Genomic DNA, 12746 nt, shown 5'->3' on the forward strand with positions numbered 1-12746 from the left:
GTCACCCTTCTTTCGAAGGACAAAGCTCGGCTTGATTTTTCAACAGGATTTCCTCACCCAATTGGTTCAGAAAATCCCGGATCGCAGCATCATCCCTTTTGCAATAAGACCATTTCATATGCTTTCGCACACTTATGAAACCCGCCTGTTTCAGAATATCCAAATGTCTGCTCGCGGTTGGCTGTGCCACATCCAAAGCATCAGCAATCAATGTCATGCAAACACCAAGCTCCACCGGATCAGCAGACCATTGATTGCCAAAATGTATCTCGGGTTCGGCCAGCAACCGCAAGATTTTCAAACGGGTCTCGCCAGCAAGGGCTTTAATCTGGATTGATTTGATCATGCTTTATATCATATAGTCATTTACCTAAATGTAAATATGAGAAATGACCATGCTGGATCTTCCAAACACCTCCATCATTGAAGGCAACTCTGTCCGCTGGGGAAAATCCGGCCAAGGACCTGCATTGGTTGCCATCCATGGCACGCCATTCTCCTCACAGGTCTGGCGCAGGATCATCCCCCACCTGATTGATCACAGAAGTGTCTATTATTTCGATCTTGTGGGCTATGGCCAATCCGAAATGCGCGACGGACAGGATGTCTCCCTTGCCGTCCAGAACAAGGTGCTGACAGCCCTTTTCAGAGAATGGGATCTGGAACAGCCTGATATTCTGGCCCATGATTTTGGTGGTGCAACAGCATTGCGCGCATATTATCTGAATGGTCTGCGCTATGGCTCATTGACCATTTTCGACGCCGTGGCCCTGGCCCCCTGGGGTTCACCTCTGGTGCAACACGTGCGCCAGCATGAAGCCGCTTTTTCAGGAATGCCGAACTATATGCACCAGGCCATACTTCGTGCCTATTTGCAGACAGCAGCGCACAACCCACTCTCCGAAGAAGCATTGGAGATTTATTGCGCCCCTTGGACCGGACAGATCGGCCAGCCAGCATTCTATCGCCAGATTGCACAGATGGACCAAAAATATACCGACGAGATCCAGAGCCTGTATAGCCGCATGGATTGTCCAGTCACAGTCCTTTGGGGTGAAAAGGATGAATGGATCCCTGCCAGGACGGGGCGACAATTGGCAATGTATCTCTCGGACAAGGACTGCATTCCCATTCCCGATGCCGGTCATCTGGTTCAGGAAGATCGCCCCGAAGCCATCATCGCCGCCATACTGGAACAAATCCTGCCCGATCAGCTCACACGCTCATGAGCAAAGTCGAATTGGTGTCAGAATGTCGTGGTTCAAAGCAGATACTGCCTCATTCGACCGACATTTTCAGGAAATTTGTGGCTTGAGTATAAGCTGTCCGGGTTCGATCAATATGCTCGGCAAGCAAAGCCTTGATCTCCACCAGATTTCCTTTGCGCACAGCCTCTGCAATCGCCTTATGTTCATCAAATGAGAGATCCGTATGCTTTGGAAGTTGTGACAGGAGTTTGCGCAACGCGGCAATTTTCCCGACATAACGCGTGTAGCTCGCAGTCAGATAATCATTTCCGGCATGCTCGAAAATGACCTGATGGAAATCATTATCAAGTGCGATATAGGCATCCTCATCATCCTCATTTTTTCTGGCCACCATCTTCTGAACAACCCTGTCCATCTCCGCAGCCAAGCCCTTGGGATCACGCTGCAATGCGAGCTCAAAAGACGCAGATTCAATAGCCTGTCGGAAATCACAGATCTGTATCACTTCATCCTCTGACAGAGTAAAAACGCGCGCGCCTTTCTGAGGTTCGATATGTACCAGTCCTTCATCACGCAATTGTGCCAACGCCTCCCTCACTGGGGACTTTGAAACACCAAGCTCTTCAGAGATCTTTCGTTCCGACAAGACCTGACCCATCTGAAATGTGCCATCAACGATTCGCCCGCGTAGATACTCCAAAGCGAGCTCTCGAAGTGATTTAGGTCTTTCCAACGCCATACACGGTCTCCTCGAAATAAGTTGCACACTTCAAGATATCTGATATACCACAATATGCAAGCTGGAATATCAGATATCAGAGAACAAACAAAGGAGGCCGCCGCAATGTCAAGAACTGCCAGTTTCAAACCGCGTAGCGACAGACCGCTTGTCGTGATTACCGATTTTGATTTTGACGATATAAGTGTCGAGACCGAAATCCTTGAAGCGGCTGGTGCCAAGGTCATCGCATTGCAGGCGAAACAAGAGGAAGATCTGTTTGACATCGCGCCGTGTTGTGCCGCGATGATAAATCAATATGCCAGAATTGGGCGCAAAACGATCACACGAATGAAACATTGTGAGGTGATCGCACGCTATGGCGTTGGCGTCGACATTGTCGATGTAGACACAGCCACCGAACGAGGCATCCTGGTAACCAATGTGCAAAACTATTGCACCGAGGAAGTCGCAGATCATGCCATTGCTCTTTGGCTGACACTTGCCCGCAAATTGCCAGATTACGACCGCGCCACCCATGCAGGGATATGGCAATGGCAAAGCGGTCAACCGGTTTATCGCTTGCGTGGACGCACAATGGGCGTCGTCTCATTGGGAAAAATCGGCCAGGCTATCATGGCAAGGGCCCAAGCCTTCGGGGTTACGGTCATCGCGTATGATCCCTTCCTGCCCGCTGAGGTCGCCGCAAAGCTTGGTGTGGAACTGGTGGGCAAAGCTGATCTGCTTGCCCGGTCCGACTACATCCTGATGCAGGCCCCGATGACTCCCGACACGCATCACTTCCTCTCAGATTCCGAGTTCGCAGCCATGAAACCCGGAGCAATCCTTGTGAATACAGGGCGTGGGCCCACCGTGGACAACAAGGCGTTGTTCCGGGCACTCAGCGAGGGTCATTTGGCCGCTGCGGGCCTTGATGACCCCGAAGAGGAGCCAGCAAAGCGGGCCAGTTGGACACCAGATGACAATCCGCTCTTCACGCTGCCCAACGTCCTCGTGACACCACATGCCGCCTATTATTCAGAAGAGTCGATACTTGCCGCCCGCACCATCGCGGCAACACAGGTGGCCAAGGTGCTTACAGGACAAAAGCCAGACTACACCGTCAATGCCCAGGCATTGGCTGCAACACCCGCATAACAGGAGAAAACCATGCCAGACGTCAGCAGTGATCTCAGGGTCTTCAATGACTTTGAACGAAACCCGGACTTGCTCAAGAAATTCGACAAGGTTCTGGAGGCTTATTCAGCGGCGGCCATTTTTGCCGATGTACAATATCGCACCGGTGTGATGGACAGTAGCATCAAGCCTGCCTTCCGCGCCAAGGTTACAGGTCAGGCTGTAACCGTCCAGCTTTCCAAGGGAGATCTGGTCGATCCTCTGAAAGCCCTGGAAATGGGTCAACCCGGTGATGTGATCGTTGTTGATGCGGGTGGCGACCTCAATACCTCTGTTTGTGGCGGGCTCATGGGTGGATTGGCGCAAAATCGCGGCATTCGCGGGATGATCGTCGATGGCTCAGGGCGCGATACGGATGAGCTGGAAGACATCAACTGGCCAATCTGGACACGTGCCATCACGCCGCGTGGCACACACACGATGTTTTCCGGACGCAAAGAAGAATTGTCGATCAACGTACCCATCGCCTGTGGTGGCGTGGTCGTGAATCCCGGAGATTTCATTGTAGCCGATTTGATGGGTGTCGTCGTAATTCCGCAGGAATTGGCCGAGGAAACCGTACGCCTTGCACAGGAGCAGGCCGAACGCGAAGAAGAAACCCGCAAATGGGTAGCCAAGGGAAAAACCGTCGAGGACCTGCTGAATGAATTCGGACGCATCTGAGCCGGCACTGATTGGTGTAGATTGGGGGACAAGTTCTTTACGGGCATTTCTGATCAGCAAAGATGGTCAGATCCTTGATGGGATCTCCTCTCCCCAAGGCATCATGCAAGTACCCGGCAAAAACTATGAGACGGTCCTCGATCGTCTCATTGGCCACTGGCTTGCCCAAACTGACCTTCCTGTCCTTGCCTCTGGCATGATCACCAGTCGGAATGGTTGGATTGAAACAACTTATGCCCGAATGCCGCTAGACGCCGGTGGTCTTGCAAGCGCTCTGGTACCTCATGACATTGCAAGCGGCACCCGTATCCATTTTGTAACAGGAGCCTCAATTGAACATGCAGGAAGACCGGACGTCATGCGGGGCGAGGAAACGCAGATTATCGGTGCTTCTGCGCTTGCGTTGAGCGATGGCACATTTGTGATGCCAGGCACACACAGCAAATGGGTGCAGGTTTCAAACGGCCAGATCATGGACTTCTCCACATATATGACCGGCGAAATATTCGCCGCCCTCAAGGAACACACGATATTGGGAACTTTGATGGAAGACGATGAATTCAATTCAGAAGCATTCAAAGCTGGCGTAACGGTAGCCATGGAAGACAAAGCAGATCTCCTGCACAATTTGTTCCATGTGCGCACGCTTCCGCTGATGGGCAAAATTCCCAAAACCGCAGCGGCCGATTACATGTCAGGTCTGTTGATCGGTACGGAAGTGGCAGCTGCAACCGACAATGCCAGTACCATCGGCACCATCACCCTTGTGGGACGCTCTGATCTGTCGGATCGCTACGAAATCGCTCTCCAAACCGCAAATATTGAAAGCCGGCGTGCACCGGATGATATCGTTGCCAAGGGACATTTCAAGATTGCCTGTGCAGCGGGGTTGATAGGATGATTGATCTTGCTACAGCCTTCTCCCAAAACCCGATGATCGCAATTCTGCGAGGACTGGAGCTGAAAAATACGCCGTCGGTTTCTGACACTCTCATCGAGGCGGGCTTTCGCATCATGGAAGTACCACTGAACTCTCCTGATCCAATAAGTTCGATCGCCTTGATCGCAGAACGCCATGGGGAAAAGGCCATCATTGGGGCAGGCACCGTTTTGACGGTAGATCAGGTAAATGCCGTCGCCGATGCAGGCGGACGGATCATCGTGTCACCCAACATGAACCCCGATGTCGGACGCGCTGCTGTCGCACGCGGATTATATTGGTGCCCCGGTGTCATGACCCCGTCCGAAGCATTTGCTGCATTGGATCTCGGCGCTGCGGTTCTGAAATTCTTCCCGGCTGAAATGGTACCGCCCGGCGCCATTGCCGCGATGCGCGCCGTCCTGCCAAGAAAAGCCATCATCGCAGCTGTTGGAGGAATCACCCCTCAGACGATGGCCCCCTATCATGCCGCAGGTACAAACGGCTTCGGGTTGGGATCTGCACTATACAAACCCGGATATTCTCTTGAAGAAATCAACGAGCGCGCCAAGGCATTTGTTGATGCATTGGACAATCTGACATGAAACAGGCCCTGGTCACCCAAAGCATATGCTGGACCAGGGCGAGTTTCAGATGCTCGCAATGACAAAACAGGCCTGCCATTGCTGCCTGTGCATCTCGGGGCCAAAGCATAGCGCCTGAATATGATCGACCAAGCCCAGCCAATAATACATCCCATACATGAATTTGGCTTCGTATCACACCGCAATATGCCGACACATGATGAGGATATCCTACCTCACCACTTTCATGCCCTCAAATCAGTCATGGTCCAATAGATATTGCGGCAATTGATCCAGCTTTTCGACACCCAATTGGCTCATATTGGCAATCATGTCAGCTTTCAAAATATGCACAAGATGATCTATGCCCTTTGCGCCAAAGGCTGCAACAGCATATTGAAAAGCCCTGCCAATCATGACGAAATCCGCACCTTTGGCCAAGGCGCGCATGATATCAAGCCCCCATGCCACACCGGAATCGTAGATAAGAGGCATATCTGACCCAACCGCCTCCCGGATTTTTGGCAATTGGTCAATCACCGCTGGTCCGGCCTCAAATTGTCGACCGGAATGGTTTGACACCCAGATACAGTCAACGCCCATTGCCACCATACGTGTGGCATCTTCGGGCCGCAAAACACCCTTGACGACAAGATGCCCATCCCATTCCTCACGGAGTTCCTGCAAATATTGCCAATCCGGAATCCCCCGTATGAGAGCACCTGCATGCGTGAAGCTCTCCCTTCCCCGATGAGGCACATAATCGTCAAAAAAGCGCATACGAGGAACGATACCCTCACATAAATGAGAGAAACACCAGGCGGGATGCATGGCCATTTCAATCAGTGTACGCAGATCGGCCTTGGGTGGCACCGTCAGATTTGCACGCCTTTGACGTTCACGCCTGCTCTCCTCGGGAACATCCACCGTGATGATGAGGGTGTGAAATCCAGCTTCCCTGATCCGTGGCAGCATTTTTCGGCGCAATTCTGCAGAATTGACCGGATAGTGCTGAAACCAGCCATTCTGTCCGATATGAGCAGAAACATCTTCTGGTGACGCAACGGCCACGCTGGAAAGCGAAAATGGGATATTATGAGCTACCGAAGCCTGCGCCAGCAGGCGTTCTGCACCGGCTCTCATCAAGCCGGACATGCCGACAGGAGCAATCCCAAAAGGCAGATCGTAAGTCTGACCAAGCAGACTTGTTTGCAATTCCGCCTTGGTGCGACCACATAGCACGCTGGGCATGAACCCGACAGCATCCAGCGCATCGCGGTTCACCTTCAGCCCCAGCTCCCTGCCGGTTGCACTATCCAGGTACTCGAATGCGAATTTGGGAATTCGTTTTCGGGCCGCCTGCCGCAGGTCTTCAATCGACGGATGTGACAGATCCAGATCCATTATTCTATTACCTCGAATGCACCTACATTTTTGCAGTATTTGCGCGCTACCAAAGTGACGGCAGTGCAAGTGAAATGGCTGGTACATAGGTGATCAACATCAACAGGACGATCATGCCGACGAAAAACGGCAGAACAGCACGACTGAGATGCTCGATTGAGACCTTTGAGATGGTGCTCGCCACAAACAGGTTCACACCCAACGGCGGCGTACAGAAACCGATCGCCAAATTCACCGTCAGGATCACACCGAAAACAATTGGATCCACACCCAATGCCGTCGTTACGGGCAACAGGATGGGCGTCATGATGATGATTGATGAAATCGTTTCCATGAACATGCCGATGACAAGCAGCAAAAGGTTGATCAGCAGCAAGATCATGATCGGATTGTCCGAAAGGCCCGTGATCGTCGCTGCCAATTCCGTCGGAATGCGCGCTAGCGTAATCAATCTGCCAAAGGCAGTTGCCATGATCACCAGCACCAGAATGGTTCCGCTTGTCCTGGCACTGCCAGCAAAGATCTCCGGCAGATCCTTCACACTAATGTCGCGATAGACAAATATTCCAATAACAGCTGCATAGACAACAGCAACAGCGCCCGCCTCCGTTGGCGTGAAGACGCCACTATAAATTCCGCCCAAGATGATACCTGGAACAAGAAGAGCCCAAATCGAGGTTCGAAAGCTTTGCCAAACTCCAGAGCCAGAAAATGTCGTGGCAGATTCCTGAACAGTTACATCATTGCGCAACAGAACGCGCGCAACAAACATGAACATGAGCGCAAAAAGAATACCTGGTATGATGCCTGCCAGGAACAATTTGCCAATCGAAACCTCGGCGGTAACACCATAGATGATGAATGGGATACTTGGCGGGATCATCACGCCGATCATTCCCGAAGATGCGGTCAAAGCGCCACTGAACCGTCTTGTATAGCCGACTTTTTCCATCTCCGGGATCATGTTCGATCCGATGGCAGCAACCGTCGCCGGAGATGAGCCGGAAATTGCGGCAAAGAACACACAGGCCAATACATTCACATAAGCAAGTCCGCCTCGAATGTGGCCAATGAGCGCATTGGCAAACCCGACGATCCGACGAGACATGCCTCCATGCTGCATCAGATCACCAGCCAGAATGAACAAAGGCACGGCAATCAGTGGAAATGAGTCAGCTCCCGTCACCACCGAACGGGCCAGCAACACAATGGGGGGCGAACCGTCGACAAAGACCATCACGATCATCGTTGCAAGACCAAGGCAAATGCCAACCGGCACGCTGAAGAGCAAAAACACAAAGAGTGTAAGAAACAGGATTGTAGCTACCATGTGTGTACCCTCACGCTTTGGCCCGTGCGATCAATCGCAAGGTGCGTATCAAATGTTGAACAACGCGGATCACGGACAGACCCGCCCCAACCGGAGCCGAGGCATAGAGGATCGGGATAGGCAGACCCAGAACGACAGACGTCTGGCTGGCCACGAAAGGCATGCTGATCAGCTTGATACACTCGACAGCCAGTATCAGCAGGAACCCAAGAACCAGCAAAGCAACGATGCATTCGACGATAAGACAGGCTCGCTCGCTCAGGGCATCGCGCAACACCGTAATGCGCACATGATCGCCGGTATGAAACGCATAGCTGACGCCAATCCATACAAACCAGACAAACAGCCAAAGCGTGAGTTCTTCACTCCAGGACAGGGAAGCGTTCATTACATAGCGCATGAAGACATTGCCGGATATCAGCAACACAATCGCCATCAATAGCATACTCGCCAAGGTCTTCTCTGCATTCTGATCCAACCATCTCAAAGCCGACATTTTCCCCTCCCAATGATTGACGGGTGCCCAGGCAATCAGCGCAGGGCACCCGTCCTTAGCAAAACCAAACGATGATCAGTTTCCGCTAGCCGCACTTACCGCAGCAACCCAGGCATCATAGTTTTCTGCACCGACTTTTTCGCGATACTTCAAGCGGACACTTTCCGTTTGCTCTGCAAAGGCCTGACGCTGCTCTGCTGTCAGCTCGAGAACTTCAACACCTGCTGCGCGAATTTGCTTCAATTGTGCAGCATCTTCAGAGGCCACCAATTCAGCCTGATGCGCACGCGCAGCAGCCATCGATTCACGGATCAACTTCTGATGATCAGCTGACAACCCATCAAAGAACGATTTCGAAATGACCGGCATATAGACTGCAAACACATGACCTGTTGTCGAAAGATACTTCTGAACCTCGTAGAAACGCTGTGACGTGATGATAGCAAGAGGATTTTCCTGACCATCAATCACACCCTGCTGAAGGGCGGAATAAACCTCACCAAAATTCATCGGGGTCGGATTGGCACCCAGCGTCTCAAACGTCGCTACATGCGCAGGCACCTTCATCGTACGCAACTTTACGCCTTCAAGATCAGCTGGTGAGGCGATTGGACGAACATTATTGGTGACATTACGCACACCCAGTTCAAGCCAGCCAAGTCCAACCAGACCTTGTTTCTCAACCCGGGCAAGCATGCCATCACCTGCTGCACCATCCAGCACATCAAAAGCGATATCCTTGGATGCATACATGTAAGGAAGCTCGATCACTGCAAAAGCGGGATCCCAGCCTGCAAAGAAAGATGAAGGCGGGATCGCCATTTCAAGAACGTCGGTTTGAACACCTTCGATCATTTCGCGATCAGGTCCCATTTGAGATGACGGGAAGATCTGAACATCGATCTCACCGTTTGATCCGGCTTCGACAAGCTCTTCAAATTTCAAAAGGGCACGATGCATGTGAAATGACTCGGCCGCACCATGACCGACTTTAATCACCGTTTCAGCCGATGCAGCGAATGCGACACTTGCCGATAGAAGCGCCCCTAGCGCAATAGAAAATTTGTTAAACATGGTTTCCTCCCTTGAACCAAAATTTATCCTGACATCTGAGATATCAGATCTCAATATATGTTGCAACACCCAATTTCTGTTATCGAAAATTACAAATCGCTCGATGCTGGCTCTCATCGCGCCAATACCGATCACTGACATGTCTATTATTTTGATCTTGCGGGCTATGAACAATCAAAGATGCACGACGAACAGGATGTTGTCCTTGTCGCACAAAACACGGTTATGACGGCCTAGTTCAGGGAATGAAATTTGCGGCGGCCCAATATTCTGACCCATGATCTTTGCATAGCAATGGGCCTGGTCCCCGGTCATCTGGTTCAGGAAGATCGCCCCGAAGCCATCATCGCCGCCATACTGAAACAAATCCTGCCCGCCGGACGATTGTAAGACCTGATCTGAAACAGGAATATTGAGGTCTGTGGGGCGCATGTATAGCGAATTTCAGAATGCCTCGCCCCTCGTAGCTGCCAAATTGATTTGCCGAGGGTCGACCAGATCACGTTTCACTCAACGCATTCGAAACCGCAACGACAGACGGCAGGACCTTCGAAACGAAATCCAATATATCCAAACCAGCAACAGGTGCATGAACCGAGATACCTGCTACCGCCTTGAAAGTCTTTGTCACCGGGCAAGCGAGTGAGATCGTTCCAGAGGCATCCTCCTGTTTAACGACCGCGTATCCAATTTCTCTACACTTGGCAATCTCCGACAATATTGTCTCAGGATCCACAATTGACCATGGGGTGAGAGGTTCCAAAACCGCTGAATTCAGAAAACCTTCGACTTTTCCCACATTCTCCAATGACAGGACACATCTACCACTCGCAGATAGATGTATTGGAATCTTTTTTCCAGGTAACGTATTTTCAAAATTGCCCGCATATCCGGGAAGCCGATGCACATAGATCATCGAAGTTCCCGATGGAACTGCTAGCGAAACATCAAGCCCAAGATCTTCACGCAACTTCACAAGATGTGGCCATGCACGTTTAGCAAATTGATTCCGTGACAAATAACTGAAAAGTAAATCAACGGTCTTGACCGTCGGGCAGTACCGTTTCGAGTCCGCCTCTTTTTCCAAATATCCGGCTTGTACCAGCGTTGCAGTCAACCGTTGCAATGTCGGAACAGCAAGTCCGGTAATACGGGCAATTTCCGTGAGGGACATCGGCCCGGAACTGTCCGAAAGTGCTTCAAGCACAGACAATCCACGCTCGACCGAAGACAGAAACCTGGGATCTTCTCTGGAATTCGTCCTCGGATCAAAGGCCGTCGTCTGCTCTACCGCCATTATATATATGCTCCGATAGCCCGGGCGGCCTGCTTCACGGCGTTACCGAGAATATGCCGCTGGTCAATGTCCTGAAATGCTTCTACCGCTCCCCCCAGAATGATTGCCCCTTGTACTTCTCCATTGGTTCCAACAATTGCAGCCCCAACAGAGGCAGCGCCAAGAAGAACCTCCTCACTTTGATAGGAATAACCACTTTTTTTGATATCCTCAATTGCACGCACGATGCTTTCGAGTGTTGTAAGAGAATGAGGCGTGGTCTTGGAGAAAGACGATGCCGACAGCACTTCATCGCGTTCATCATCCTTCATCGCAGCAAGAATCGCACGCCCGGAGGCTGTATGAATGGCTGGCCAGCGTCTTCCGAGAGGGGACAAATTTAACAATTCATCACGGCTGGGAATCCGGGACAGATAAACAATATCTGTTCCCTCCAGAACGGTGAGGTCAGCTCGTGTAGCAAACCGTTCAGACAGATCAATAAGATATGGAGTGGCGGTTTCAAGAAACCGGTTATTGCGCAAATATCCATAGACAGGTCGCAGGCAAGCACGCCCGGGAACATATCTTTTCCCCGCTTCTTCGCGCTCCAGATACCCCAGAGTTTCAAGGGTATAGATGCTTCGCTGGACAGAGCTTTGAGTTTCATCATTCAGCTCCGCGACATCTTTTACAGTCAAGGCACCGGACGAGTTTTGAAAGGCTTCAAGAACATCCAGAGCTTTTGCTAACGCGTTTGAACTCATTCGAGACGATCTCCTTGCTTACCCTGCAATAGACCATGCCTTCATCAGTATTCGCAATCAGTCACACGAAATATCCTGTTGACAGATCAATTTCATGACTATTAAATTGAATAACGAATATAAAAATCGTTATACGATAAAATGGAGGATCATATGAAGAATTTATTGAGATCAGCTACTCTTAGCTTGCTCTTGTTGTCAGGCCCTGCACTTGCAGGCGACTGGCCATCGAAGGACATCAATCTGACCGTTGGATATGGTGCTGGTGGAACGACGGACTCAACTGCACGTGTCCTGGCTAAACTGCTTGAACAAGAACTCGGCACATCTGTAACCGTAATCAACAAGCCGGGCGGTGGTGGTTCACTTGCTGCGGGCCTCGCTGCTGCAGAGCGGCCAGATGGCTATAATGTGTTTACATTGACAACAGGAGCTGCAGTGCTCTCGCCGCACCGTCAGGAATTACCTTACGATACGCTTTCCGATTTCACCTTCATCTCCCAATATGGTGCATGGAATCTCGGGATCGTTGTTCCCTCAGATGCGCCCTATCAGACTTTTGAGGAACTGGTGGCATTCACCAAAAAGAACCCCGGCAAAATCAGCTATGCCATAGCAGGCACTGGCACACCCCAGCATCTGACAATGGAACGCCTGGCAATGGAGGAAGGTCTCGACTGGAAAGCAATTCCGTTCAAGGGCGGTGCCGCATCCGTGACCGCTCTGCTAGGCAATCACGTCGATGTCATGGCTGGCGCTACCGAATGGTTGCCCCAGGTTCAATCGGGTGATTTCAAGCTTCTTGCCATCATGACCGGCGCACGTATGAAGCAGTTTCCCGATGTACCCACATTACAAGACTTGGGATACGACATTGCTGCACCCTCCATCCTGGGCATAGCGGCCGCCGACGGTGTGCCCGAAGACATAGTCGGAAAACTCGACGCGGCTATCAAGAATGCAACTGAGAGTGAGGAGTTGCAGGCGATTATCGACAAATTAGCTATGAAGATGACCTATCGAAACAGCGCCGATTTCGAACAAAATGTCCGTGAAAATTACAAAATTCAGGGTGAGATCATTCGAGCCGCCGGACTTGGCAAATAGCAA

15 protein-coding genes are annotated in these 12746 nt (G+C 51.3%); 6 read left to right on the forward strand and 9 right to left on the reverse strand.

Features of this window, described 5'->3' with window-relative positions:
• Position 1: 1 nt before the first annotated feature.
• On the reverse strand, positions 2–346 hold the full coding sequence (locus CRO57_RS11565; protein WP_097153603.1) for an ArsR/SmtB family transcription factor: 345 nt from the start codon (positions 344–346) through the stop codon (positions 2–4).
• A gap of 49 nt (positions 347–395) precedes the next feature.
• Between CRO57_RS11565 and CRO57_RS11570 the strand changes: the two genes are divergently transcribed.
• Positions 396–1229 (forward strand): alpha/beta fold hydrolase, encoded by an 834-nt coding sequence (locus CRO57_RS11570; protein WP_097153604.1) that lies wholly within the window; start codon positions 396–398, stop codon positions 1227–1229.
• 49 nt (positions 1230–1278) lie between these two features.
• On the opposite strand, the gene CRO57_RS11575 is transcribed toward CRO57_RS11570, so the two are convergent.
• A complete protein-coding gene (locus tag CRO57_RS11575) occupies positions 1279–1947 on the reverse strand; it encodes a GntR family transcriptional regulator (RefSeq protein ID WP_097153605.1) in 669 nt (222 codons plus the stop codon).
• A 105-nt stretch (positions 1948–2052) separates the two neighbouring features.
• Here CRO57_RS11575 and CRO57_RS11580 point away from each other — a divergent pair, with 105 nt between their 5' ends.
• Genes CRO57_RS11580 through CRO57_RS11595 form a run of 4 tightly spaced genes read left to right on the forward strand, consistent with a single transcriptional unit; the run spans position 2053 to position 5310 of the window.
• Positions 2053–3084, forward strand: coding sequence for a C-terminal binding protein (locus tag CRO57_RS11580; RefSeq protein ID WP_097154049.1), 1032 nt, complete (start codon positions 2053–2055; stop codon positions 3082–3084).
• Positions 3085–3096: 12 nt separating this feature from the next.
• The gene (locus CRO57_RS11585; RefSeq protein WP_097153606.1) at positions 3097–3786 is read left to right on the forward strand and encodes an RraA family protein; all 690 of its coding nucleotides are present in this window, start codon (positions 3097–3099) and stop codon (positions 3784–3786) included.
• Positions 3767–4687 (forward strand): 2-dehydro-3-deoxygalactonokinase, encoded by a 921-nt coding sequence (locus CRO57_RS11590; protein WP_097153607.1) that lies wholly within the window; start codon positions 3767–3769, stop codon positions 4685–4687. The genes CRO57_RS11585 and CRO57_RS11590 overlap by 20 nt, the downstream gene beginning before the upstream one ends.
• A complete protein-coding gene (locus tag CRO57_RS11595) occupies positions 4684–5310 on the forward strand; it encodes a 2-dehydro-3-deoxy-6-phosphogalactonate aldolase (protein WP_097153608.1) in 627 nt (208 codons plus the stop codon). Before CRO57_RS11590 ends, CRO57_RS11595 begins: the two co-directional genes overlap by 4 nt.
• Positions 5311–5547: 237 nt before the next feature.
• Here the strand turns inward: CRO57_RS11595 and CRO57_RS11600 are convergent, their stop codons facing one another.
• The 7 genes from CRO57_RS11600 to CRO57_RS11630 form a co-directional block, all read right to left on the reverse strand.
• On the reverse strand, positions 5548–6693 hold the full coding sequence (locus CRO57_RS11600) for an alpha-hydroxy acid oxidase (protein WP_097153609.1): 1146 nt from the start codon (positions 6691–6693) through the stop codon (positions 5548–5550).
• 46 nt (positions 6694–6739) lie between these two features.
• Positions 6740–8023, reverse strand: a complete 1284-nt coding sequence (locus CRO57_RS11605) for a TRAP transporter large permease (RefSeq protein WP_097153610.1) — start codon at positions 8021–8023, stop codon at positions 6740–6742.
• 10 nt (positions 8024–8033) lie between these two features.
• On the reverse strand, positions 8034–8519 hold the full coding sequence (locus CRO57_RS11610; protein WP_097153611.1) for a TRAP transporter small permease: 486 nt from the start codon (positions 8517–8519) through the stop codon (positions 8034–8036).
• A gap of 75 nt (positions 8520–8594) precedes the next feature.
• The gene (locus CRO57_RS11615) at positions 8595–9593 is read right to left on the reverse strand and encodes a TRAP transporter substrate-binding protein (RefSeq protein WP_097154050.1); all 999 of its coding nucleotides are present in this window, start codon (positions 9591–9593) and stop codon (positions 8595–8597) included.
• Between the two features lie 174 nt (positions 9594–9767).
• A complete protein-coding gene (locus CRO57_RS24995) occupies positions 9768–10025 on the reverse strand; it encodes a hypothetical protein (RefSeq protein ID WP_097153612.1) in 258 nt (85 codons plus the stop codon).
• 67 nt (positions 10026–10092) lie between these two features.
• Complete coding sequence (locus CRO57_RS11625; protein WP_097153613.1) at positions 10093–10890, reverse strand: IclR family transcriptional regulator; 798 nt, start codon at positions 10888–10890, stop codon at positions 10093–10095.
• A complete protein-coding gene (locus tag CRO57_RS11630; protein ID WP_097153614.1) occupies positions 10890–11636 on the reverse strand; it encodes an IclR family transcriptional regulator in 747 nt (248 codons plus the stop codon). Before CRO57_RS11630 ends, CRO57_RS11625 begins: the two co-directional genes overlap by 1 nt.
• 153 nt (positions 11637–11789) lie before the next feature.
• On the opposite strand from CRO57_RS11630, the gene CRO57_RS11635 reads away from it, so the two are divergent.
• The gene (locus CRO57_RS11635) at positions 11790–12743 is read left to right on the forward strand and encodes a tripartite tricarboxylate transporter substrate binding protein (RefSeq protein WP_097153615.1); all 954 of its coding nucleotides are present in this window, start codon (positions 11790–11792) and stop codon (positions 12741–12743) included.
• Positions 12744–12746 lie beyond the last annotated feature (3 nt).

Origin of the sequence: Cohaesibacter gelatinilyticus (genome assembly GCF_900215605.1) — a bacterium.
Classification (GTDB): domain Bacteria; phylum Pseudomonadota; class Alphaproteobacteria; order Rhizobiales; family Cohaesibacteraceae; genus Cohaesibacter; species Cohaesibacter gelatinilyticus.

Bases quoted from the DNA above. Each gene is read 5' to 3' on its own strand.
- CRO57_RS11565 (WP_097153603.1), bottom strand. From the start codon at position 346: ATGATCAAATCAATCCAGATTAAAGCCCTTGCTGGCGAGACCCGTTTG.
- CRO57_RS11570 (WP_097153604.1), top strand. From the start codon at position 396: ATGCTGGATCTTCCAAACACCTCCATCATTGAAGGCAACTCTGTCCGC.
- CRO57_RS11575 (WP_097153605.1), bottom strand. From the start codon at position 1,947: ATGGCGTTGGAAAGACCTAAATCACTTCGAGAGCTCGCTTTGGAGTAT.
- CRO57_RS11580 (WP_097154049.1), top strand. From the start codon at position 2,053: ATGTCAAGAACTGCCAGTTTCAAACCGCGTAGCGACAGACCGCTTGTC.
- CRO57_RS11585 (WP_097153606.1), top strand. From the start codon at position 3,097: ATGCCAGACGTCAGCAGTGATCTCAGGGTCTTCAATGACTTTGAACGA.
- CRO57_RS11590 (WP_097153607.1), top strand. From the start codon at position 3,767: ATGAATTCGGACGCATCTGAGCCGGCACTGATTGGTGTAGATTGGGGG.
- CRO57_RS11595 (WP_097153608.1), top strand. From the start codon at position 4,684: ATGATTGATCTTGCTACAGCCTTCTCCCAAAACCCGATGATCGCAATT.
- CRO57_RS11600 (WP_097153609.1), bottom strand. From the start codon at position 6,693: ATGGATCTGGATCTGTCACATCCGTCGATTGAAGACCTGCGGCAGGCG.
- CRO57_RS11605 (WP_097153610.1), bottom strand. From the start codon at position 8,023: ATGGTAGCTACAATCCTGTTTCTTACACTCTTTGTGTTTTTGCTCTTC.
- CRO57_RS11610 (WP_097153611.1), bottom strand. From the start codon at position 8,519: ATGTCGGCTTTGAGATGGTTGGATCAGAATGCAGAGAAGACCTTGGCG.
- CRO57_RS11615 (WP_097154050.1), bottom strand. From the start codon at position 9,593: ATGTTTAACAAATTTTCTATTGCGCTAGGGGCGCTTCTATCGGCAAGT.
- CRO57_RS24995 (WP_097153612.1), bottom strand. From the start codon at position 10,025: ATGCGCCCCACAGACCTCAATATTCCTGTTTCAGATCAGGTCTTACAA.
- CRO57_RS11625 (WP_097153613.1), bottom strand. From the start codon at position 10,890: ATGGCGGTAGAGCAGACGACGGCCTTTGATCCGAGGACGAATTCCAGA.
- CRO57_RS11630 (WP_097153614.1), bottom strand. From the start codon at position 11,636: ATGAGTTCAAACGCGTTAGCAAAAGCTCTGGATGTTCTTGAAGCCTTT.
- CRO57_RS11635 (WP_097153615.1), top strand. From the start codon at position 11,790: ATGAAGAATTTATTGAGATCAGCTACTCTTAGCTTGCTCTTGTTGTCA.